The 23,362-nt window shown below is 63.6% G+C and carries 17 protein-coding genes, 3 tRNA genes and 1 pseudogene; 4 read left to right on the plus strand and 17 right to left on the minus strand.

The genetic code is table 11. The features are described from left to right. From AC07X6_RS09745 to AC07X6_RS09780, 8 genes and pseudogenes are all read right to left on the minus strand, one after another. Positions 1 to 74, minus strand: a pseudogene (locus AC07X6_RS09745) (GTP-binding protein); the annotation flags it as partial. Between the two features lie 88 nt (positions 75 to 162). Then, a tRNA-Thr gene (locus AC07X6_RS09750) sits at positions 163 to 237 on the minus strand. 43 nt (positions 238 to 280) lie between these two features. Beyond that, positions 281 to 354: transfer RNA gene (locus tag AC07X6_RS09755), tRNA-Gly, on the minus strand. Positions 355 to 414: 60 nt separating this feature from the next. Beyond that, a tRNA-Tyr gene (locus tag AC07X6_RS09760) sits at positions 415 to 499 on the minus strand. A gap of 232 nt (positions 500 to 731) precedes the next feature. Beyond that, on the minus strand, positions 732 to 2,378 hold the full coding sequence (locus AC07X6_RS09765; protein ID WP_494790828.1) for a response regulator: 1,647 nt from the start codon (positions 2,376 to 2,378) through the stop codon (positions 732 to 734). A 133-nt stretch (positions 2,379 to 2,511) separates the two neighbouring features. Then, entirely contained in the window at positions 2,512 to 4,107 is a 1,596-nt protein-coding gene (locus AC07X6_RS09770; protein WP_494790829.1) for a DUF3369 domain-containing protein, read from the minus strand. A gap of 63 nt (positions 4,108 to 4,170) precedes the next feature. Then, entirely contained in the window at positions 4,171 to 5,262 is a 1,092-nt protein-coding gene (locus AC07X6_RS09775) for a J domain-containing protein (protein WP_494790830.1), read from the minus strand. A gap of 149 nt (positions 5,263 to 5,411) precedes the next feature. Further along, positions 5,412 to 6,563 carry a class I SAM-dependent methyltransferase gene (locus AC07X6_RS09780; protein WP_494790831.1) on the minus strand — a complete coding sequence of 384 codons (1,152 nt, stop codon included), beginning with the start codon at positions 6,561 to 6,563 and terminating at the stop codon, positions 5,412 to 5,414. 74 nt (positions 6,564 to 6,637) lie between these two features. Here AC07X6_RS09780 and AC07X6_RS09785 point away from each other — a divergent pair, with 74 nt between their 5' ends. The 4 genes from AC07X6_RS09785 (at position 6,638) to pepF (ending at position 10,904) form a co-directional block, all read left to right on the plus strand. Continuing rightward, complete coding sequence (locus tag AC07X6_RS09785; RefSeq protein ID WP_494790832.1) at positions 6,638 to 7,426, plus strand: SDR family oxidoreductase; 789 nt, start codon at positions 6,638 to 6,640, stop codon at positions 7,424 to 7,426. A 53-nt stretch (positions 7,427 to 7,479) separates the two neighbouring features. Beyond that, on the plus strand, positions 7,480 to 7,878 hold the full coding sequence (locus AC07X6_RS09790; RefSeq protein WP_230540306.1) for a dihydroneopterin aldolase: 399 nt from the start codon (positions 7,480 to 7,482) through the stop codon (positions 7,876 to 7,878). Continuing rightward, a complete protein-coding gene (gene ttcA / locus AC07X6_RS09795; protein WP_494790833.1) occupies positions 7,875 to 8,846 on the plus strand; it encodes a tRNA 2-thiocytidine(32) synthetase TtcA in 972 nt (323 codons plus the stop codon). The genes AC07X6_RS09790 and ttcA overlap by 4 nt, the downstream gene beginning before the upstream one ends. 180 nt (positions 8,847 to 9,026) lie before the next feature. Next, entirely contained in the window at positions 9,027 to 10,904 is a 1,878-nt protein-coding gene (pepF, locus tag AC07X6_RS09800) for an oligoendopeptidase F (protein WP_494790834.1), read from the plus strand. A gap of 19 nt (positions 10,905 to 10,923) precedes the next feature. On the opposite strand, the gene kefC is transcribed toward pepF, so the two are convergent. The 9 genes from kefC to AC07X6_RS09845 all read right to left on the minus strand — a co-directional run bounded on the left by kefC (position 10,924) and on the right by AC07X6_RS09845 (position 23,273). After that, entirely contained in the window at positions 10,924 to 12,747 is a 1,824-nt protein-coding gene (gene kefC / locus AC07X6_RS09805; RefSeq protein WP_494790835.1) for a glutathione-regulated potassium-efflux system protein KefC, read from the minus strand. A gap of 84 nt (positions 12,748 to 12,831) precedes the next feature. Further along, positions 12,832 to 13,413: an SRPBCC family protein gene (locus tag AC07X6_RS09810; RefSeq protein WP_494790836.1), complete on the minus strand. Its 582-nt coding sequence runs from the start codon at positions 13,411 to 13,413 to the stop codon at positions 12,832 to 12,834. Then, complete coding sequence (locus AC07X6_RS09815) at positions 13,410 to 13,994, minus strand: tyrosine-protein phosphatase (RefSeq protein WP_494790837.1); 585 nt, start codon at positions 13,992 to 13,994, stop codon at positions 13,410 to 13,412. Before AC07X6_RS09815 ends, AC07X6_RS09810 begins: the two co-directional genes overlap by 4 nt. Further along, the gene (locus AC07X6_RS09820; RefSeq protein ID WP_035823918.1) at positions 13,991 to 14,473 is read right to left on the minus strand and encodes a hypothetical protein; all 483 of its coding nucleotides are present in this window, start codon (positions 14,471 to 14,473) and stop codon (positions 13,991 to 13,993) included. The genes AC07X6_RS09815 and AC07X6_RS09820 overlap by 4 nt, the downstream gene beginning before the upstream one ends. After that, positions 14,470 to 15,621 (minus strand): MGDG synthase family glycosyltransferase, encoded by a 1,152-nt coding sequence (locus AC07X6_RS09825; RefSeq protein ID WP_494790838.1) that lies wholly within the window; start codon positions 15,619 to 15,621, stop codon positions 14,470 to 14,472. Before AC07X6_RS09825 ends, AC07X6_RS09820 begins: the two co-directional genes overlap by 4 nt. 107 nt (positions 15,622 to 15,728) lie before the next feature. Next, positions 15,729 to 16,880, minus strand: coding sequence for an ankyrin repeat domain-containing protein (locus tag AC07X6_RS09830; protein ID WP_494790839.1), 1,152 nt, complete (start codon positions 16,878 to 16,880; stop codon positions 15,729 to 15,731). A gap of 61 nt (positions 16,881 to 16,941) precedes the next feature. Further along, complete coding sequence (locus tag AC07X6_RS09835; protein WP_494790840.1) at positions 16,942 to 18,762, minus strand: M14 family metallopeptidase; 1,821 nt, start codon at positions 18,760 to 18,762, stop codon at positions 16,942 to 16,944. Positions 18,763 to 18,889: 127 nt separating this feature from the next. Further along, on the minus strand, positions 18,890 to 21,610 hold the full coding sequence (locus tag AC07X6_RS09840) for a TonB-dependent receptor plug domain-containing protein (RefSeq protein WP_494790841.1): 2,721 nt from the start codon (positions 21,608 to 21,610) through the stop codon (positions 18,890 to 18,892). Between the two features lie 163 nt (positions 21,611 to 21,773). Next, positions 21,774 to 23,273: a S41 family peptidase gene (locus AC07X6_RS09845; RefSeq protein WP_494790842.1), complete on the minus strand. Its 1,500-nt coding sequence runs from the start codon at positions 23,271 to 23,273 to the stop codon at positions 21,774 to 21,776. Positions 23,274 to 23,362 lie beyond the last annotated feature (89 nt).

Consider the following 23,362-nt stretch of genomic DNA (forward strand, 5'->3'; position numbering starts at 1 on the left):
TTACCGTGGTCGACGTGGCCGATGGTGCCGACGTTGACGTGCGGCTTGGTCCGTTCGAATTTACCTTTTGCCATTTTGAACTCCTAATGATTTGATTAGATTGCTCAGGCACACGCCCGACGGTCTGGTTTGAATTGCTTCTGTGCTGCCTGCTGCGAATTCTGGTGCCCTTGACGTGGATCGAACACGTGGCCTCTCCCTTACCAAGGGAGTGCTCTACCACTGAGCTACAAGGGCTGTAATTTGTTGCATGCGATGCATCAAGCATCTGAACGGAAACTGGAGCGGGTGAAGGGAATCGAACCCTCGTCGTAAGCTTGGAAGGCTTCTGCTCTACCATTGAGCTACACCCGCGAGGTATCGTTCACTTTATCTTCACTTACTTGCTACTACCCAGTTTTCCTTGCAAAAACTTGGTGGAGGGGGCTGGATTCGAACCAGCGTACTCATAGAGAACAGATTTACAGTCTGTCGCCTTTAACCACTCGGCCACCCCTCCGCGGGAACCGCAGAGTATGAAGCATCTACTCACAACTGTCAACCTTATTTACTGATGCCTGACTGCTGCATTTGCGTATAAAGAAGAAGTTGGCTGCTTCGGGGCGTGATTATAAGCTCCCGATTTGAGAAAGTGCAAGGGTTGGCGCGAAAAAGTCGACTTTTTTCGCATTTTTTTTATCACCCCTACCGCCAAGCCGCATTTTTCCGTCATTTGCCCCGCATTTTCCCTTTCACCTTGAATCCGGCGGATGCATCCAGGAGTTGCCCAAGGGCTTATATTTACGCAACAACTGCTGATGCAGACCCGACAGCACGGGCAATTTCGGGTTGCGCGGGTCCAGGCGGCGCACGCCGGCGATAAACGTCAGCGCCTGCTGCCCCATGCGCTCATCCCAGCCTTCGTGCTCCAGGCATTTCAGCACGGCCACGGCCGCATTGAAGACCACTTGCGGATTGTCGGGCAGGCGCGTGACGGCCTCGCCCATCAGATCGACAGCGCCGCGGAAATCGCCCTCGCCCGCCTTCGCCGCACCGGCCGCCACCATGTCGGCCACTTCCTGGCGGCTTTGCCGCGCCAGCGCCTTGGCCAGCTCGTCGCGCCCCGCCTGCTCGAACACGGCCATGGCACGCGTCATGGCGGCGCTGTCGGGCGCATTGCGCATGACTTCGCGCATCACCTCGGCGGCGCCATCCTCGCGCCCATGCGCCAGGCAGTGGCGCGCCAGTTCGGTTTTCAGCGTATTCGAGCCGCCCACGCTGTGGCGGTTGGCGGCCAGGGCAGCGTCCAGCGATTGCTGCAGACGCTCGGCGTTGCCCGTATGCGCATGCAGCATGGCGCTGCACAGGGCGCTGCACAGTTCCGCATTCTTTTGCCCGCCCATCGACTTGTCGAGGTCGCGGATCACGGCGCCCGCCTGCAACGGGTCGCCTTTGCGCACAAGGGTCTGCACCAGGCGCACATGGTCTTCCGGATCGCGGAATTCCGAATATTTGGCCTTGCTGACCACCAATTTGAGGGATTTTTCCGCCATGTCGATATCATCGGCCGCCAGGGCCGCCTCGCCCAGGCGGCGCAAGCGGCGCACGGCGTGCGGCGACAGGGCCACCGCCTCGCTCAGGGCCGCTTGCGCCAGTTGCGGCTTGCCTTGCGCCAGATGCGTGCGCGCCAGCCAGTCATACGCGTCGAGAAAACGCTTGTTGTTTTCCAGCAGCCCCTCCAGCGTGCCCTGCGCCGCCGCGTATTCACCCAGCAGGAATTGCGTCTTCGCCTGCCCCAGGCGCGCCCAGCCAATCGACTTGGCCTCATACAGGGCGGCATAGATCGGCTCGGCGTCGGCCGCCTCGCCCAGCAGCAGATGCAGTTCCGCGCGCAGGCGCAGGAAATCCGTGGCATAACGGGGATACAGGCTGGCGCCCTCGGCGCAGGCGGCAATCGCCGCGCGCTCATTGCCCACGTCGATCAGTTCATACACGGGCACGAAGGCATTGCGCTTGTCCAGCGCGCGGCCGATGCGTTCGAGCATGTTGTCAGCGGTGAAAGGCTTGAGGATGTAATCGGTGGGCAACAGCTCGACGGCGCTGACCACCTTGGCGAAGCTGCCTTCGCCCGTGACCATGAAGAACATGGTCGATGCGTGCATCAATTTGTGGTGGCGCAAGTCTTCCAGCATCTGCTGGCCATCCTGCCCGCCGTCGAGGTCGTATTCGCACAGGATCAGGTCATACGATTTGCTGCCCAGCATGCGGATCGCCTGGCCCGAACTGGCTGCGTCATCGATCTTCGCCAGGCCGCACAGGTTGAGCATATTGTGCAGGCTGGCGCGCATGCCCGGATGCGGCTCGATGATCAGTGCGCTGAGTCCCTTGAGTTCTTTCATGTCGTGATGTCCGAAAACTCCGCGGCGCGCCACACTGGTGCGTGGCGCCGGCCAGCATGAGGCAGCCGAGTATATGACGGCGCAGCGCGCAAGGGAATGGGGCCGCGCCGAAAAATGCCAACGAAGCGGCAGCTCACGCGGTGGCGCGCTCCGGATGCCACAGTTGCGGCTCATGGTCGATCAGGTCCAGCAACGCCGTCACCACTTCCGGATCGAACTGGCTGCCGCTGCGCTGCTCGATGTATTCGCGCACCTGCGGATACGGCCACGGTTCCTTGTACGGCCGCTCGTGCAGCAAGGCGTCGAACACGTCGACCACGGCAACGATGCGCGCAGAGATCGGTATATCGCGGCCTTTCAGGCCGTTCGGATAACCGGCGCCGTCGAAATGCTCGTGGTGGCCGCCGGCGATCTGCGCGCCATACGTCAGGTAGCTGACGCCGTCGACCATGTTGGCGGCCCGCTCGAGGATGGTGCGCCCGACGCCGGCATGCTGCTGCATCTGCGCCCGCTCCTCATCCGTATGCTTGCCCGGCTTCAACAGCACGGCGTCCGGCGTGGCCACCTTGCCCACGTCGTGCAGGATGCTGGCCAGGCCGATCATGTCGAGCAGTTGCGGCGTCAGCTCGTCCGGGTACACGCCGCGCTGCTGCATGCGGCGGGCGATGGCGTCGGACAAGAGCTGCACGCGCCGCACGTGGCCGCCCGTGTCGCTGTCGCGGAACTCGGCCAGGTCGGCCAGCGCCACCACGGTCGCTTCCTGCGCCTTGCGCAGCTGGCCGAACATGTACAGATTGTCGAAGGCGGCGGCGATGCGCTGGCAAAACACTTCCAGCAAATCGCGCTGGATCTGCGCCAGCGGCCACGGCGGCGTGACGGAGATAGCCAGCTCGCGGTTGCCTTCCGTATGGATGAACAGCACATTGGCCGGATGCTCGAACTGGCTGCGCTTTTCCGCGAACGCCTTGTCGATCGTGGGCGTGAGCGCGTGGTCGGCCGGCATGGCTTCGGCCTCGGCCAGCACGGCATACGTACCCGTGGCAGCCACCACTTCGGGCCGCCCGGCGCCGCCCTGCATCAGGCACAGCACGCCGTCGGCGCCTACATCGAGAATGGCGCTGACCTGGTTCAGCACGCCGGAAGCGAATTCGCGCAGCGAATGAATCTGGTACAGATTGGTGGCGCCGGCCAGGATCTTGCCCAGGCCGATGCGGCTACGCTCGAGCATCATCAGGCTCTCGTAGGCGCGCAGGGCCGAGATGACGGTGGTAAACAATTTTTGCGTCGTCAGTTCCGTCTTGGCCTTGTAATCGTTGATGTCGTATTCGATGATGACGCGCTGCTCGGGCGCCTGGCCCGGCTGGCCCGTGCGCAGTACGACGCGCACGATGGAGTTGTTCAGGTCGGCGCGGATGCGCTTGGCCAGGATCAGGCCCGCGTCATCCGTTTCCATCACCACGTCGAGCAGCACCAGCGCGATATCGGGCGTGTCGCGCAGGATGTCATATGCTTCGCGGCCGCTGTAGGCGGAAAACAGTTCCAGTTCGCGCCCCTTGAAACTGACATTGCGCAGCGCCAGCCGCGTGACCGCATGCACATCGACGTCGTCATCGACGATCAGGACACGCCACAGGCGCTGCTCGGGCGCGGCCAGCCCGGCAGGACTGGCCACCGGCTCATCCTCGTCGAGCAGCCAGTTATCATCTGCATCGGCTTTGAGGTCGGTCATGAGTACTCCTAAGGGATAAGGTCGATGTGGACGCTGCGTTGACGCATATCAAGCATAATCAGATTAGATGCTGCTTACAACAGGATTCTGCGTACCGCCTTCGCCGGCGGCCGGCGCCGGCGCTGTTGCCGACGCACCGCCGCGCGTCGTGCCGCCACAATTGTCCTGGCCAGGCCCGACGGCCTGGTAGCGCACTTCATACTTGCCCGCGCTGAGCTGCTCCACCAGCAGCTTGTCGTACGCGAGGATATACAGGTAGCGCACGTTCGAGCGCCGCTCCATGTCATACAGCTTGACGAACACGGGCGCCGCATTGCCGCCGTTATCGATGCTCACGGCCAGTTCCTCGCCCTTGTTACCGATCGGGAATCCATCGACATAGCCGGAATGCGCCGGCCAGGGTTCGCCATTCGGCGCCACCAGCGATGCAGACTCAGCCTTGCTTGCGCCATCGCAGGGAGGCTGGATGGCTTTCAGGCTCAGCTGGGACAGGGCCAGCACGCGGATCTCGGGCGTCTTCGCTTGCTGAGGCTCGGGCGCATACGGCTTGCCCACCGCCCAGCTATCGACTGCCACGACCTCGCCTTTCGACGACGACGCGGCACTGGCCGCTGGCGTGGCCGCTTCCGCATGGGGCTTGGCGCCATCGCGGGCCAGGCCGCTCCAGGCCGACGCCAGCGCGGCAGGCACGGGCTGAGACGTATCGAGCATCAGCAAGGCGCCCAGCCAGCCCAGCAGCAGGCAGACAAACAGACTCAGCCACCAGCGCCAGTTGCGCCAGACGGGCTGCTGGCCGCGCCGCGGCTTGCCCTTCGTCGGCGGCACATCCTGCGCCCAGGCCTGCTCATGCGGCTGGGCATGGCCTTTCGCGCGGCCATCGCGGCTCTTGCCTTCTTCCTGGTGGGTGCTTTCCAGCCATTCGATTTCCCACTCCTCGGCGGCGATCCACTCGTCGTGTTCCTTGCGGCGTTGTGGATCGGACAAGGTGCCATAGGCGCTGTTGAGGATGGCCATGATGCGGGCGGCCTTTTCGTCGCCGGGATTCTTGTCGGGATGGTATTTCTGGCTGAGGGCTTTGTACGCGGCACGTATGACTTCCTGCGGCGCCAGGCGCGCCACCTTCAGGTTGTCATAGTGTGTATGTATCTTTCCCATCGTTCTATCTTGAAATCGGTGCGCGGCGACGGGTTCTTGCAGGATGGAACCGTGCTGTGTCGGTCATCATATACGATATGACAAGATAATAACCACCGGCAGACAGGAAATTGCAGGGCGGCACTGCCCTGCCTTGATATTGCAGGCGCTTACAGGCGGTGACTGCGGTCGCTGGACAACAGCGCTTCCGGCAACTCCACGCGGTGCCCCACCACCAGCACCTTGAACAATTCCCCCATCTCGGCCGGCGAGACCAGCTTTTGCACGGCGCTGGCTTGCGGCAAATAGGTCTTGACCTGCTGCGGATCGGTGCGCAGCAGCAAGTCGCCAAGCCCGGCGCCCAGCAGGAAGGACGCCTGGTTCATATACGCGAGCACATCAAGGCCCGCATCCTGCGCCGCCACCGCCATGGCCGTGAAATCGACGTGGGCCGTGATGTCCTGCAAGCCGGGCAGATAAAACGGTTCCGCGTGGGCATGATGGCGGTAATGGCACATCAGGGTGCCCGTGGCGCGCAAATCCAGGTAATACTCGTGCGCAGGGAAGCCATAGTCGAACAGCACGGCCGCGCCGCCCTGGCCAGCGGTCAGCATGCGCGCCAGCGAACGCATGAAGCCGCAGGCGACGCCGTGGATTTCGCTGACGTAGCCGACGGGCAAGGCATCGGCATCCGGCACCTGGGCGGCGATCTGCGCGGCCACGTCGGCACTGGCCGGGCGTTCGACAAAGATGAACTGGCCGTCGGCGATGCTGACGTCGAGTTCGCACCAGCCGGCGGGCGTCTTGCTGATCAGGTTGACGGGCATGGCGTCCAGCACTTCATTGCCGAACACGGCGCCGTCAAAACTGTCGGGGAAACCGTCGAGCCACACCACTTGCGGGAAGGCGGCCAGCGCCAGCTCCTGGCGCGCGCGCAATTCGCCGGACAATTCGACGATCGCATACTGTTCCACGTGAATGCCGGCATTCGCCGCTTCCGTCAGGATGTCAACGGCCAGCTTGCCCGTGCCGGCGCCGAATTCGAGGATGCGCGGGGCCGTTTGCGCCATAATAGCGGCTGCCACATGGGCCAGGGTGGCGCCGAACAGGGGAGATATCTCCGGCGCGGTTGTAAAATCGCCATCTTTGCCCAGCTTGGCGGCGCCGCCGCTGTAATAGCCGAGGTCAGGCGCATACAGCGCCAGCTCCATGAAGCGGACAAAGGGAATGGCGCCGTCATTGCGCGCGATTTCGGCGGCAATCTGGTGCTGCAAGGCATGGGACGCGGCCAGCGCGTCGCTATCGGGTGCGGGAAGAGACATATCCGCATTGTAGCGAATCGGCGGCGCATGCCGCCAGTGCGGCGTCCACCGAATATCTCAACCATAGCAAAGACATGACAGAAGCAACGACAACGCCCTTCGACAGCACTCCCCGCGTCGCCCTCGTCACGGGCGCCGCGCGCCGCATCGGCCGCGCCATCGCGCTGGGCCTGGCACGCGACGGCTGGGATATCGCCGTCCATTACCGCGACTCGCGCGAGGAAGCGCACAGCCTGGTGGTGGACATCACGGCGCTGGGCCGCCGCGCGCAAGCATTCGCCTGCGACCTGGCGCAGGAAGACGCCGTGCGCCAACTGTTGCCGCAGGCACAAGCGGCGCTGGGGCCCGTCACTTGCGTGGTCAACAACGCATCGTTGTTTGAATACGACAATGCGGGCGATTTTTCCGTCGCCGCCCTGGACGCCCACATGCACGCCAACCTGGCCGCCCCCATCCTGCTGGCGCAAGCGCTGTACCAGGCCACCCCAAGCGGCGGGCAAGCCGTGGTCATCAACTTGCTGGACCAAAAACTGTACAATCTCAATCCTGATTTTTTGTCGTACACCCTGTCCAAGGCGGCGCTGCTGTCGGCGACCACCATGCTGGCCCAGGCGCTGGCGCCGAAAGTGCGCGTGGTCGGCATTGCCCCTGGCATCACCATGGTCTCCGGCGAGCAGACGGCAGCGAACTTTGCCAAGGCGCATGAAAACACGCCGCTGGGACGCTCCAGCACGCCTGAGGATGTGGCCGACAGCGTCTGTTACGTGGCCGGCGCGCGCGCGCTGACGGGCACGACCCTACTGGTCGATGGCGGCCAGCATTTGATCGGTTTGCCGCGCGACGTCATGTTTTTGACCAAATAATCAGCAGCCCTGCCAAACAACCAGCATTCCAGCATTCCCTAAAAGGTAAAACTATGTCGTCCGCCCTGTCCCACCCTCGCCTGCTTGACTGCCGCCGGCTGTTCCTGCGCAATTACGAAGTCCTCATCAACATCGGCGTCTACGACTTCGAGAAAAAGGGCGAGCAGCGCGTCCTCATCAACGTCGACCTGTACATTCCCCTGGCCCTGTCGACGCCCAAGGATGACCAGCTGGAAGAAGTGGTCGACTACGACTTCATGCGTGAAACCATCGCCAAACGCATGGCCCAAGGTCATGTGCAGCTGCAGGAAAGCCTGGTCGACGATGTGCTCGCTGCCATGCTGGCCCACCCGCGCGTGCGCGCCGCGCGCGTTTCGTCGATGAAACCGGACGTGTACCCCGACTGCGAAGGCGTGGGCGTGGAAGTATTCAAGATCAAGGATGAAGTATGAACAACATGAGCAACACCGCCGTGCTGGAAACGACGACGACGGCCGTGGAATTCCCGGCCAACGCGGAAGCGCAGAAACTGGCACGCAAGAAGGCGGAAAAGATCGCCCTGGAAAACAACAAGCTGCACAAGCGCCTGTGCCGCCTGGTGGGGCAAGCCATCGGCGACTTCAATATGATCGAAGACGGCGACAAGGTGATGGTCTGCCTGTCGGGCGGCAAGGACAGCTACGCGCTGCTGGACATTTTGATGACCTTGCGCGAACGCGCGCCGATTCATTTTGATATCGTCGCCGTCAACCTGGACCAGAAGCAGCCGAACTTCCCGCCGGAAATCCTGCCCGCCTACCTGACGGAACTGGGCGTGGCCTTCCACATCGAAAACCAGGATACCTACAGCATCGTCAAGCGCCTGATCCCGGAAGGCAAGACGACTTGCTCGCTGTGCTCGCGCCTGCGCCGCGGCATCCTGTACCGCGTGGCAGACGAGCTGGGCGCCAACAAGATCGCCCTCGGCCACCACCGCGATGATATTTTGGAAACATTCTTCCTGAATATGTTCTTCGGCGGCAAACTGAAAGGCATGCCGGCCAAGCTGCAATCGGACGACGGCAAGCACATCGTCATCCGCCCGATGGCGTACGTGAAGGAAGAAGACACGCAGCGCTATGCGGAAGTCAAGGGCTTCCCCATCATCCCGTGCGACCTGTGCGGTTCGCAGGAAAACCTGCAGCGCAAGCAGATCAAGGGCTTGATGCGCGAATGGGACAAGAAGTTCCCCGGTCGCGTGGAAAGCATCTTCTCGGCCCTGTCGAACGTGGCGCCATCGCATTTGATGGACCCGAAACTGTTCGGCTTCAAGGATTTGAAGGCGGACGGCGTGGCCAACCCCATGGGCGACATCGCCTTCGACGAAGAGCCATGCTCGACGCCGACCACGTTCGGCACGATCGCGCTGCAAGCGCTGTAATCCGCTGTTGCAAGCCCGTGTTGTTTTCGCCGCCACCGCCCAGGTGGCGGCATCCGCCCTCTTTCCCCCTGCCTCCATTTGATGTACCGTAGTCAGCTCTGCCGGTACGCGATGTGTCACGCGCGCAATCCTGCCCGGCGGTCAGCACGCATTCTTCCGACAACCTCACTGGAATGAACCATGACGCCATCCGCGCTCAAGCGCCCCCTGCTGTTCTCCCTGCTGGCCCTCAGCCTTGCCACCGCCTTCGCCGCTCCCGCACCCGCCGACCGCCAGGCCGACCGCTGGGATTTGACGGCGCTGTATCAGAACGATGCCGCGTTCGACGCCGACGCGAAAAAGCTGTCAGCCCAGTTGCAGCAACTGGGCGCCTGCAAGGGGCAGTTGAAAACCTCGCCGGCCCGCCTGAAAAGCTGCCTGGACCTGTACGCCGAGGCGCGCAAGCGCGTCAACACGCTCACCACCTATGCGGCACAGTACTACGACCAGGATACGGGCGACAGCAAGGGCAACCAGCTGAACCAGCGCGCCGCCCTGCTGGGCAACGAGTTCAGCCAGGCAAGCACCTTCCTGCAGCCGGAAATTCTCGCCCTGGGCGCCAGGCGCATCGATGCCATGCTGGCGCAAGACAAGGGGCTACAGTTGTACCGCTTTCAATTGAGTAACATGCTGCGCAGCGCGCCGCACACGCTCGACGCGGCCGGCGAACAGCTGGTGGCGCAGTTCGGCCTGGCAACAAGCTCGGCCGCCAGCGTCTACCGCACCCTGGCCAATGCGGAAATCCCGTGGCCAACCATCAAACTATCGGATGGCAAGGAAGTGCGCCTCGACCAGGCGGCCTACACGAAATACCGGGGCGACGACAACCGCGCCGACCGCAAGCGGGTGTTCGACGCCTTCTTCGGCAAGTGGAAAGAGTACGAACGCACGTTCGGCGAAACCCTGTACGGCCAGCTCAAAACGGATGCCGCGTATGCGAAGGTGCGCCATTACCCCGATTCGCAAAGCGCCGCGCTCGACGCCGACAATCTGCCGCCCGCCGTCTACCAGACCCTGATCGCGCAAACCAACGCCAACCTGCCCACCCTGCACCGCTACTTCAAGCTGCGCGCGCGCATGCTGGGCATCAAGGACCTGGCGTACTACGACATCTACCCACCGCTGCTGAAAAGCGAACGCAGCTTCCCACTGGCCGACGGCAAGCAGATGATGCTCGATTCCGTCGTGCCGCTGGGCCCCGAGTATGTGAAAGCGCTGGGCGCCGCCGTGGAGGCGCGCTGGATGGATGTGTACCCGCGCCCGCGCAAGGTGGCGGGCGCCTACATGAATGGCGACGCGTACGACGTGCACCCGTTCGTGCTGCTCAACTACACGGACAACTACGAAGCCGTCAGCACGCTGACGCACGAATGGGGCCACGCCATGCACTCGGTGCTGGCCAACAAGGCGCAGCCGTCGATCTATGCGCCGTACAGTATTTTTGTGGCGGAAATCGCCTCGACGACGAACGAGGCGCTGCTGCTCGACGCGCGCCTGAAGCAGGCCAAAGATGACGACGAGCGCCTGCTGTACCTGGGCGCGGCGCTGGAAAACCTGCGCGGCACCTTCTTCCGCCAGGCCATGTTCGCCGAATTCGAAGCGGCCATCCACGGCAAAGTGGATAAAGGAGAATCGCTGACGGGCGAAGAGATCACGGCCATCTATGCCGGCATCCTCAAGCGCTACCACGGCGAAGCGCAGGGCGTCATGAGCATCGATCCCGCCTACGCGCTGGAATGGGCGTATGTGCCGCATTTCTATCACGGCTTCTATGTGTTCCAGTACGCCACCTCAATCGCGGCGGCGCAGGATTTCGCGCAGCGCATCCTCGACAAGGAACCGGGCGCCCTGGCCGCCTACCTGAAGATGCTCAGCGCAGGCGGCTCGGCCTACCCTTACGATCTGGTGAAGACGGCCGGCGTCGACCTGGCCTCGCCGAAACCGTACCAGGCGCTGGCGGCGCGCATGAACGGCATCATGGACCAGATCGAGGCGATTGAGAGCCGACGGGGGAAATAAGCGCCTGCGCAGGCCGGCGTCAGGCCAGAGTGTCCGATGCCGGCTTTTCCGTCTCTGCTGCCGCAAACGCCGCCGCATCGCTCTCGAACATGTCTTCCAGTTCCTCGCGCGCCTGGCGCGTGAGGGACATGACTTTTTGCTGGTCCTGGAAGTGCGGCGCCACTTCCAGCAAAGTTTTCAGGTTATGCCGGCCGAAGATTCCGGCCGCGCGCTGCGCCCGCTCCGCGCTGAAGCCCACCTGCTGCAAGGTCTGCTCGCCCAGCAGCAAGGCCGCGGCAAACGTCTCGCGCTCGATCAGGGTCACGCCGCGCTTCATCAATTCATAGTAATGCGTGACGTTGCGCGCGCGCGCCAGTATCGTCAGTTCGGGCAGGCGCAGGCGCACGGCGTCGACCAGGGCCAGGCTGTCGTCCACATTGTCGATGGCGATCACCAGGGCCTTCGCCTTCTCGATGCCGGCCGCCACCAGCAAATCGACGCGCGTGGCGTCGCCATAAAACACTTTAAAACCGAACTTGCGCAGCAGCTCGATCTGGTCCGGGTCGTGATCGAGCACCGTCACGCCGATCTTGTTGGCCGCCAGCAGGCGGCCGATGATCTGGCCGAAACGGCCGAAGCCGGCGATGACGATGGGATTGTCCTGCGCCTCGATATGGTCGTCGGGACGGCGCTTCTTGTCGCCCTGCAGGCGCGGCGCGACGAATTTGTCGTGCGCCAGCAGCAGCAAGGGCGTGGCCACCATCGACAGGGTCACCACCACGACCAGCAGCGCTGCCGTCTGCGGCGCAAACACATGCGCAGCCTCGGCGGCGGCAAACACGACGAAAGCGAATTCGCCGCCCTGCGACAGCAGCAGCGCAAAAAACAGCTGCTGGCCGCGGGGAATGTCGACAAACTTCGACAGCAGGTACAGCAAGGCGATCTTGACCACCAGCAGGCCCGCCACCAGGGCCAGGATCAGCAGCGGCTGGGCGCGCAGCACGCCGAAATCGACGGACATGCCGACGGCGATGAAGAACAGGCCCAGCAGCAAACCCTTGAACGGTTCCAGGTCGGAAATGAGCTCATGGCGGTATTCAGAGTCGGCCAGCAGCACGCCCGCCATGAAGGTACCCAGCGCCATCGACAGGCCCACCGATTCCATCAGCACGCAGATGGCGATCACCAGCAGCAGGGCAAACGCCGTGAAGATTTCGCGCAAGTCCGTCTTGGCGATGAAGCGCAGGATAGGGTTGACCAGAAAACGCCCGCCGATCACCAGGGCGGCCAGCACGGCGGCCAGCTTGGCCACGCGCAGCCAGCCCGGTTCGCCGCTATGGGTGACGAGGCCACCGAGCAGCGGCACCAGCGCGATCATGGGAATGGCGGCGATATCCTGGAACAGCAAGATGGAAAAACCGGCGGAACCGGCCGGCGTGCTCATTAATTTGCGTTCGCCCAGGGTGGCCAGCACGATGGCCGTCGACGACAGCGACAGCCCCAGCGCACCGACCAGCGCCGTGCGCCAGTCCACGCCGAAGGCCATGGCCACGGCGCACAGTCCCGCGCTGACGACGCCCACCTGCGCCCCGCCCCAGCCGAAAATCGGACGGCGCAGCAGCCACAGACGCTTGGGCTCGAGCTCCAGGCCGATCAAAAACAGCAGCAGCACCACGCCGAATTCGGAAAAGCTGAGGATCACCTCGACATTCTTGATCAGGCCCAGGCCCCACGGTCCGATGACGACGCCGGCCACCAGGTAGCCGAGCACGGCGCCCATGCCCAGGCGTTTGGCCAGCGGCACCATGATGATGGCCGCCACCAGGTAAAACAGTATGTTGATGAGAAAGCTGTGGTGTTCCATGCGGATTCCGGGCGGATGTGTGGATGAAACGACATCATGCCTGAAGTGGCGCGCCCGCGTGAAGTGGCTGCTCCGCCACGCCGGCTATTTGCGCGCGGCCACCCGCGCCCGCAGCGCGTCGAACATTTTCGGGATGCTGTCGCGGCTCATGCTGTCGACGATCCAGCCCAGTCCCATCGGCACCGGGCCCGGATCCGTGTACACTTGGTACTTGACGGCGGCAGCGCCCGCATCGAGCGGATCCGGCGACAGCTGCCAGTAGCCGCTGGTGTCGGCGATGGTGTCCTCCACCTTCAGTCCTTCCATCGGCACCAGCTTCCAGGCCAGGCTGCAACTGGCGTCGAGCACCTTGGGCGTCATTCTCAGGCGGTATTGCTTGATTTTTCCCATCGGCAGCTTGAGCGTGACGTCGACCAGCGAGGCGCCGCCGGCGGCCGTCACCTTGATCTTGTCCACGTTCGGCATGAACTGCGGATAGCCGGCGAAATCCTGGATGGCCGCGCAGACGGTGGCCACGCTGGCCGGCATGCTGGTCGTGGCGGCAAAGGTCTTGCCGGGCATGCCCGCTTTGCTGACATCGCGCAGATCGAGCGCAGGCGTGGCCGCCAGGACGGCCAGCGGATAGTAGGCGGAACAGGCGGCCAGTGCGCACAGCAGGGTCTTCATGGTTTTTCTCCGTCGATCTGCGCGCGCAGCGCCGCCACGTCGACGCGCTTGAGGTAGCTTTCGATATTCTTCCACACGGCGTGATAGCCGTAGCCGCCATTTTTCAACTCGTTGATCGCCTTCTCGCGTGGCCAGCCCTGGTACAGCATGCGGTACATGGCGGCCATCATGCCCGTGCGGTCGGCGCCGTGCAGGCAATGCAGCAGCACGGAGCCCTGCTGTTCGGCGGCGCGGATGCTGCGCATGGTCTCGATCACATGCTTGTCGCGGATGGCCCAGGTATTGATGGGAATGCGGACGGCGCGGATGCCGCTGCCATCGAGCACCTGCGTATCGGAGTGGAAGGAACGCAGGCTGATCACCGTCTTCACGCCCAGCGCCTGCAACTGGGCCACGTCGGCGCTGTCGAGCTTTGCGCTGCGGAACAGGACGGGGGTGACCTGGTGCAGGTTGGACACGTGCGGCAGCGGCGTCGCCCACTCGGCATTGCGCTCGGGCGCCACGGGCGCCTGCGCGCCGGCGGAACCGGCCGCCAGGGCCAGGAATAGCAGCAAAAGATGCGGCAAGGGCGATAAGGTCATGACTTCCTTTTGTATGAAAACCACAGCAGCACGCCAGCCAGCAGCAGCGATACCCAGTAGTCGGTCGGCGCCCACCACAGCCAGTGCTTGTGCCAGGCGATGTGGGCCGGATTGAAGTGCGCCACGCCATAGGCGGGATTGAGCACGAACCACAGATAATCCTCGATGATCCAGAACAGCATGATGCAGCCGATGGCGCGGCACTCGAGGCGCAGCGACCATTGCGCCAGGAAGATCATGGGGAAATGGAAGAACAGGGCAATGAAGGGAAACACCCAGGCATGGTAGCCGGTCATCGGCCGCCCGCCCCAGAAGATATCGAGCAGCCAATGGCTTTCGATGCGCCAGGTGGGCAGGTTGGCGGCCCAGCCGGCCGCGCCTTCGATCTGGATTTCCACCTGCGCAAAAAACAGTCCCAGCAGGGCCACCCAGGCCAGCGTCAGGGCGATCTGCCAGGGTTTTGCCACGGCGCCCGTCACGCCGGCTCCGGCGTAACGCTCGGCGCCAGCACCTGCGCCAGCACGTCGCTGGCGGCGCGCGGACGGCCCAGCGCCAGCGCTTTCGCGCGCATGGCTTGCAACTGCTGCGGATGATCGAGCAACAGGCGCACGCGGTATTCCAGGGTGACGGCATCGAATGCCTTCAGGGCCACGCCCTGTTCCAGCAGATAGTCGGCATTGCGCTCTTCCTGGCCGGGAATCGGCGAGTTGACGATCATGGGCAAGCCCAGCGCCAGGCATTCCGAGGTGGTCAGTCCGCCCGGCTTGGTGATCACCAGGTCGGCGCACGCCATCAGGCGCTCGACTTCGCTGGTAAAGCCTTGCGCCAGCAAGCGGCCCGGATAGCGGCTGGCCAGTGCCTGCAGCGCCGCCAGCGCGGCGGCGTTTTTCCCCGCCAGCACGATCAGCTGAAAGTCGCCATCCAGCGCCAGCAGGCGCGCGGCGATGGTATCGAGGCTGCCCAGTCCCGCCCCGCCGCCCATCAGCAGGATCGTCGTGCGCCGCGGGTCGAGGCCAAACGCCTGCGCGCAGCGCGCGCGGTCGGGCGCCTGCGCAAAGGCGGGCATGATAGGGATGCCCGTCACGTGGATGCGGTCGGCCGGGATGCCTTCGTGGCGCATGCGGAACGCCACTTCGTCGGTGGCGGCGAAATAACCCTGCATCTGTTCATGCACCCACATGCGGTGCAAATCAAAATCCGTGACCTGCACCCACACGGGGCAGGACAGCTGGTGCTGGCGCAATGCGCGCGACAGCAGTTCGGCCGGCAGGAAATGCGTGCAGATAATCGCATCGGGCTGGAAGGCGGCGATCTGCGCCATCAGCGCGCGCGTGTTGAGGCGCTCGACGGCGCGGCGCAGGCGCTGCATCGAGCTGTCGCGCGGCGCGTCGTGGCTGGCATGGTACAGATAGCCCCACAGCGCGGGCGCCTTGTTGACCAGCTTGATATAGAAATCCGTGTACAGCTTGCGGAACGCGGGGGGCACAAAATCCATCACATCGAGATGGCTGGCGATGGCGTGCTGCTCCAGGCCGGCATATGCCTCGATGGCTTGCGCGGCGCGCAGATGGCCGGCGCCGGCCGAAACGCTCAACAAGAGAATCTTTTTCTGTTTTTTTTCTGTCATGGGGAAACCGGTGAATGGAACAGCTGGCCGCAGGCGCGGAAGATGAAAGAATAACATTTCCGCAATTGAATCCGGTTGATCGTGCGCATCTGTCACTGCCGTGCGCCTTAGCGTGGGATGGCAAACGGCAAGGCCGACGCTTTCCAGCTGCCTTTGAGCTTGCGCTCCATCAAGGCCGCCAAGGCGCTGGCGGCGGGCGCGCCTTTTTTCGTGAACGTCACCGGCACCAGCACCAGCAGATAGATGGTGACCTTGTCATCGTCGGCAATGTCTTCTTCCTCCGGTTCCGGGTTCCAACGCTTGTCGATGGCCAGCAGCGCATCGACGCCGTCCGGCCACGCCAGGTCCGCCAGGTCCGGATCATCGCGCCGCAGCAAGCCGCCCGCCGCCACACTGGCCTGGTCGAGGGTACGCCGTCCCAGCCGCGCCAGCAGGTCGACGGGAAAGCGCCATGGGCTGCACGCCGCAAAGCCGTGGACGGTCAGCGGCCAGCGCGTCGGCAGGCAGACGGCCAGTTCGGTCATCGGCGATTGCTGGAACAGGCCGGCCGTAAACAGCAGCTTGAACTCGCGCTTGCCATCGATGCAGCTGATCCCCAGCGAAAAGCGCGCGTCGCCGCTGTCCGGGCTGAACACGGCCGGCAGTACCCAGCCGGCGCTGTTGTGCATGAAGGTGCGGATGGCATCCTGCGGCGAGGCGGCCGCTTGCCGCGGCACATCGAATATGCTGACGCCGCCGGCGGCAGCGAGCATCTGGACGATTGCGGGAAAGCCCCAGCCGGCGGCGATATCGACCGGCGCCTGATTCCAGCGCGTATGCAGGCGGTTCGGATTGGCGCCCCGCTGCAGCAGCAAGGCAACCACGTCCTGATGGCCGTCCACGCAGGCGCTGTTCAGCGGCGACAGTATATTGTCCGGCAAGCCGTCGACGGCGGCGCCATGCTCAAGCAGCCAGCGGCAGGTATCGACGTGGCCATGGCCGGCCGCCTCGCCCAGCGGCGTATGGTTGCGGTAACCGGGCAACGGCAAATCGATATCCATGCCCAGCGACACGAGCAGGGCGCAAACCTCGCGGCTGCCGCTGGCCGCGGCCAGATGCAGCAGCGATTCGCCGTCATCCATGTTGTAGCGGCGCAAGGTCGAGAGCAGCGGCGTGGCCTGGAGCAGGCTGCGCACCTGCTCCACCTGATTCTCGCCCACGGCGTCGCAGAGACGAAAAAACGCTTCCCGGTGCTGCTTGTACAGTGTGTTGTTACCCATCTCTCGTCTCTGCTCGTGGTGGCGGCGTCCTCATCGTGCGGAGAATAGCATTTTCTTTCGATTAATCTGCGCGATTTGACAACTGCAGTGCGCGCGCAGGCGGCGATGCCAGGCCGGCCGGCACGACATCCGTGCGCAGCACCGGATACAGGTTCAGCCGCTCATCCCACGAGGCGTGGCGCCGGGCGAAGAATTCCAGGCGCGCGGCCGGGCTTTTTGCAAACGCGGGGTCGCTGGCCAGCTTTTCGTGGAACTGCGCCGCCAGCGCCGGATCGGCCGCCAGCTGCGCACGGGCCACGTCTTCGGCCACGTATTCTTCCATGTATTCCTTGCGCTCGAAGGCCGTATTGAAACTGCCCCAGGCCAGCAGGGAATCGGGCGCGCGCGGCTCGAGCAGGGCCACCACCAGGCGCGCCTTGGCCTGGTTGACGGGCACGTACAGCGCGCCCGCCTCGACCACGCGCGCCTCTTTCTGCCACGCGCCCTGCACGGCCGCCGTCTGGCGCCCTTCGAACGACTGCGCGCCGAATTTCACCTGCGTGGCGCGGAAGGTTTCGACCGGCAGCTTGCCGGGCGCGGTGGCCAGCACCTGGTACGACACGCCATGCTGGCGCAGCTTGGCCGCCACCATCTGCGCCTGCGCTGCCGGCACCAGGTAGCCGGCCTGCGGCGCGGCCAATTGCAAGTCGGGCACGATCTCGTCGCGCAGCGGCACGTTCCAGATCTGCGGCGTGGTCTCATCGTAGCGCGTCATCAGCGCGCCCGATACTTCGGACGGCGTGCGCGTGTAGGCGTAGCCGCGAAACGCGATCATGCGGCTCTTGTCCGTCGTTTTATACGTGAGCGGCAAGGTGGCGCCGGCCAGCTGCGCGGCGCGCGCGTCCGCCTCGAGCGCCGTTTGCCGCCACTGCGCGCCATGCTGCGCCACTTGCGACAGCAGCGAGACGATGGTGTTGCGCGTGATGCGCACGCGGGTCGGATAATCCTTCCACGAATGGGTTTCCACCAGCATGCCGAAGCGGTTGCGCAGCTGGAAATAGCCATGCGAGAAGCGGGGATTCGGCGCCGAGTCGACAAAGCCCGATTGCGGGTTGTCGTTCTCGGCAAACGAGATATAGAACGGTTTCGGATCGGAGCCCTGCCTGGCCAGGTCGGCCAGGACCTGATCGCGCAAAGCCGTTCCCGCCACGCGCAGTGCCGCGTCGCCCGCATGCACGGGTTCGACCTGGATCGAGATATCGGGTTCGAACTGAGCGCCATCGGTGACGTGCAGGTCGACATAGGCCAGCGGATCCCAGGCGTTCACCAGCGCCAGCATGTGCTGCATCTCGGGCGTATCGGCCTTCATGTATTCGCGGTTCAGATTGTAGTTTTGCGCCGTGCTGCGCCAGCCCATTTCCACGGGGCCGCGCTGGTTCGGACGGTTCCACTGGCCGAAGCGCTCATGGCCGTCGACATTGAAGACGGGGACGAACAGCAGCACCTGTTTATCCAGCGCGCCGGGCGCCGCCTTGCCCTCCAATACTTCGCGCAGCGCCAGGAAACCAGCATCCTTGCCATCGATTTCGCCCGCATGGATGCCGCCCTGTACCAGCAGCACGGGCAGCTTGCGGCGCGCCGCTTCGGCTGGCGTCAGCGCGCCCGTACTGGAGACGGCCAGCGCCAGCATGGGGCGGTTTTCCGGCGTGCGGCCAAATTCGATACAACGCACCTGCTTCGGATAGCGCGCCTGGAACTGGCGGCACAAGGTTTCCACTTCCGCATAGCGGCCCGTATTCAAAAAGCCCGAGCGCTCGGCCACCGTCGTCAGGACCGGGGCGGCATGTACATGGGCAGAAAACAGGGACAACAAGGCGGCAGACAGCAGGGCGTGGCGTAGCATGGGTCAAACTCCATCGAGAGAGAACAAGCGGGCAATTATAGAGTGGCGGTCACGTAAAAAAACGCGCCGGAAAATAAAAAAGCCGGAACAGCGTTGGCTGCTCCGGCAGTGCTCAGGCAAGTGCGATTTATGTACCAAAATGGTAGTTAAATTCGATCCATCCCTGGCGTCCTTGCGGGCTGTAGTTGCCGGTCGGGTAGTACGGCCAGCCGTTGCTGGTGTCGCGCTTGATCTTGTCGAACACGTTGTTGACGATCAGCGAGACGGTGGCGCGGTCGCTGATGCGGTACACGCTGCTGACGTTGGCCAGCGCCGTCGGCGTCAGATAGGCTTTCCCTGCACCGTTCGGTATCTTGCCGTAGCGGGCCACCAGCAAGGTGTTCGACCAGTCGCCCGCAGCCCAGTTGACGCTCAGGTTCAGCTTGTCGGGCCAATCCCTGTTGGTCATCGACCTGGTTTCGTCGGTCTCTGCATCGCCGGCGAATTGCTGCGATTTCTTGCTCAGCACCCGGGCGTAGTTGGCCTTGAAGGCAAAGCGGCCATAGTCCGTCGTGCGCAGCAAATACTTCAGGCTGACGTCGATGCCGCTGCTGCTTTGCTTGGCCGCGTTGATCGGGTTGACGGTGATGGTCTTGATCTCGCCCGCCTTGTTCAAGGCATTGGCCGCATAGCGTTCGATGCGGCCCAGGGTATCGATACAGGTCGGCGAGCCGATATCGGCCTTGCCCAGGCGGCAATCGGATTCATCGCGCAGCAGCTTGTCGGCGTCCAGATTCGTCACCAGGTCGTCGATCTTGATGTTCCAGTAGTCGACTGAGACGTCGAAATTGGCACTCGGCGACCAGACGGCGCCCACGCCGAAGGACTTGCCCTTTTCCGACTGCAGGTCGCGGCTGCCGTTCTGCACGTAATCGGCGCCAGGCGACTTGTTGGCATATTCGCAGCCGTCGATGGCTTGTCCGGCGGCGTCGCAACGATAGTAATCGGTGGTGCTCGCATAATAGCCTTTGCTGCGGGACTGGTAGATGTAGTTCATGTCCGGCGCGCGGAAGCTGGTGGCGTAGTTGGCGCGGAACAGCAGGTCCGGTGCCGGGCGCAATTCCAGACCGGCGTTGTACGTCAACTTGCCTTCCTTGCGGCCGGCAAAGCTGTAGCGGTCGTAGCGGCCGGCGACGGTAGCGGTCAGCTTTTCATGCAGCGGCACATTCAACTCCGCGCCCAGCGCATAGCGCGAACGGGTGCCGGCCGTGGCGCCCGAGCCGGTGGCGATATTGAAATAGCCTTCATCGATGCGCGCATCGGGTTCGTTGCTGAAGCCCTGCTTGCTCGCTTCGGCAATCGTAGCGATTTTCACCGTACCGGCAGGCAGCTGGAACAGGTCGCCATTCGTGGTCAGGCTGAGGGTATTCGTCCAGGCCTTGTCCTTGCTGTCGCTGTAGCCGCTGATGCTGTCGAATTCGGCCGGCGTCAGGCGCTGCGACAGGCGCGCGGGATCGGGGGCGTAGATGGCCACGCCCTTCGCATCCGTGCCCAGCTTCGGTCCCAGGAAGAAGCTGTCGATGTTCGAGCGCAATTGCGGCCGGTGGGCTTCGCTCGTGTAAACCGAGGCATTGTAGTTGGCCTCATATTGCCAGGCGCTGCCCGGAATGCGGCCCTTGGCGCCCAGCGAAATGGCCGTGGCCAGGTCGTCCCAGCTACGGTTGTAGCGTTGCACGCCGCCGATTTCCTCGGGCGAGATAAAGCGCGTCCACTCTTCGTAGGCGCCGCTGTTCTGGTTCAGGAAGGAATTGCCGTTCAACGAAGCCGAGGTCCACGACGGGCCGCGCGTATTGTTGACGGTCTTGTTTTTGCCAATCAGGACATCGGCAAACAGGGTGGTGTCGGCATCGAGCTCGTAGTTGGCACTGCCGAACACGTTCTGGCTGCTATTCTTGGTCTGCGTGGTCCAGAAGGTCGGGCGGGCTTTCGGGCTGGCGCAATAGCTGCCGTTTTTCGCCGTGTACTTGCTGACGCTGCCGCCGAACATGTCGCCGAACTGGCTGCAAGTGTCGCCCAGGTCGACATAGCTGCCGGCCCCGCCTTTCGCCAGGGTGCGGCGCGCGGCGATCGTCGTCGGCACACCGGAGCGGCTGGTCATGAAGTCGCGGTCCATGCTCCACAGCGGGTCGCGTTCGCTCAGTTCCACGCTGAACAGGGTATGCAGCTTGTCGAAATTGCCGCCGCCCGTCAGCTGCACGCGCTGGTTGCCGGCGCCGCCGCGCGAGGTGCCGCCGACCTTGACGTTGATATCGAAGCCTTCCGCCTGTTTTTTCAGGATCACGTTGACTACGCCGGCAATCGCGTCCGAGCCATAGATGGCCGAGGCGCCGCCGTTGAGGATTTCGATGCGGTCGACGATGCTCGACGGGATGTTCGCCAGGTTGGTGAAGTTGACGGCGCCGTCATAGGCGATGGGGAAGTCGGCCAGACGGCGGCCGTTCAGCAGGATCAAGGTGTGGTTCGGGCCCAGGCCGCGCAGGCTGATGGTATTGGCCGACGGCGTAAAGGTATTGCCGTAATCCTCGCCCTGCGTAAAGCCGCTGTTCTGCACCTGGCTGGTCAGCGCGTCGAAGACGTTCTTGTAGCCCTGCTTGGTGATTTCATCGCCGGTCAGGATGGTGACGGAAGACGGGCCTTCCAGGCTGGCGCGGGGAATGCGCGAACCGGTGACCACGACGGCTGGCGGGGTGGCCGCCGCCTGCTGATCCGCTGCGGGCGCGTGCGTTTGCGCGTGCGCCTGCCATGCGGTGCCGCCCAGGATGGCCAGTACGCCAAGGCTGAGCGGGGTTAACTTGAACTGTTTCGACATCGTTGCGCTTCTCAAGGTGGGAGAAAAGCGGGAAGATAGCAAAATGCCAGTCATTCCAGAACGAATCGATTCATCTTTCTATATATCAAAATTGTTATATAGAAAGATTTTTGAGCAGGAAACCGCCAGGCACGCCGGCGAGCGCATGGCAGGAACATGCGCGCTAACGGCGCATGATGGCAATTTCCTTGTGGGATGGCCGCAGCAGGCGCGTGACCGTGTCGGCGGGACTTTCCATCGCACTCAACAGCCTGCTCGCGCCCATGGCCGGCGTGCAGCTGCCGCTGCTGCGGTAGCGCAGCGCCGCCGCCAGCATGCCTTCGGACGGGTCGCCCAGCTGATGCTGGTAATCGTCCGTCACGTCGCAGGTCGGCGCCATGCCATCGGCAAAGTCGCCAAAGCCCTTGGCATTGACGCCCTGGAACTGCACGGCGAAATAGGTGGTGCCGCAATTCGGTGCAGGATAGAAACCGTAGGGCTTGCCGCACGTCGTGCCGCCGATCAGGTTGACCTGCACGTCCACGCCGCGCAAGCCATTGATGATGGCCTCGCTGGCGGAGCAGGTATTGCCCGTCGTCAGCAAGGTCACGCGCTTGAGACCCAGCGAGGGCAAAGGCGTGCCCTTGGGCAGGGGATTCGGGGCGGGAAAGCCCTGGCTTTGCGCATGGAAGGGCACGGGCGCTTCCGGCCGCGTCTTGTCATTGAAGAGCACCTGCTCGAAAGTCTTGCCGGCAGTAACTTGCGGGCCAGCAATCATGTAAGCGAGTTCGCTGGCAACATCGAGATAGCCGCCGCCGTTGTAGCGCACGTCAAGCACCAGGTCGCTGATGCCGGCCGCCTGGAAGCGGCCCATGGTCTCGACCAACTGGCGCTCGGCCACGTTGTTGTGCGTATTGAAGGTCAGATAGCCCACCTTGCCCGTGGGCGTATCGATAATGCGCTCGTTCTGCACGGCGCTGGTGCTCACGTCGACCGCCGTCAGGCTCACGGACAGAGGCGCGCCGTTGCGGCTGAATCCCAGCGCGTGCGTGCCTTGCGCCTTGGGGAACAGGCCGGCGTTGATGATCTGCACGCTGGCCGTGTCAGGAGCATGGACGAAATCGACGCCATCGATGGTTTGCAGCACGTCGCCGCGCTGCAAGCCCGCCAGCGCCGCCGGCGAGCCCGGCTCGACGATCGTGACCACGGCCTTGCGCGGCGGCGTCGTGCGCGTTACCGCCAGCAGCATGCCGTAGCCCAGTTCGATACCATTCTGCGCCGCCTCCCACTCTGCCGTCGGCAAGGTGAAATGGAACTGGTCCTTGGGCTTGCCGGACGCCGTCGTGGCCGTTGTCTTCAGCACGTCGAAATAGGCGATGGGCGTGGCAAAGCTTTGCGGCAAGTACGTGGTCGGTACTTCGCGGTACCACAGATACGTTTCATCGATCCAGCTGCGCACCCACGTCTGTTCATTGAGCAAGGTTCCCGGCTTATCGATGCCGCTGCCACTGCGCGGCACGGCGCAGCGGTTCGCCACCGTGGAGGCAGCGACCAGCGCCGTCGGGTCCGTCTGCGTCACGGGCGGCACAACGGACGCGCTATCGCTGCCGCCGCCTCCTCCGCCGCAGGCACTCAACAACAATACGAGAGGAACCGCCAGGGCGGAAAAGCGCAGGGAAGGCATGACAAACTTTCCGAAAAGAAATTATCAGAAAATTATAATGCGTTTTGCAAACAGGCGTTGTTTTCTTTGACACGAAAAAAATGGCGCCC

The organism is Janthinobacterium sp. GW460-12-1-14-LB5 (assembly GCF_059423585.1).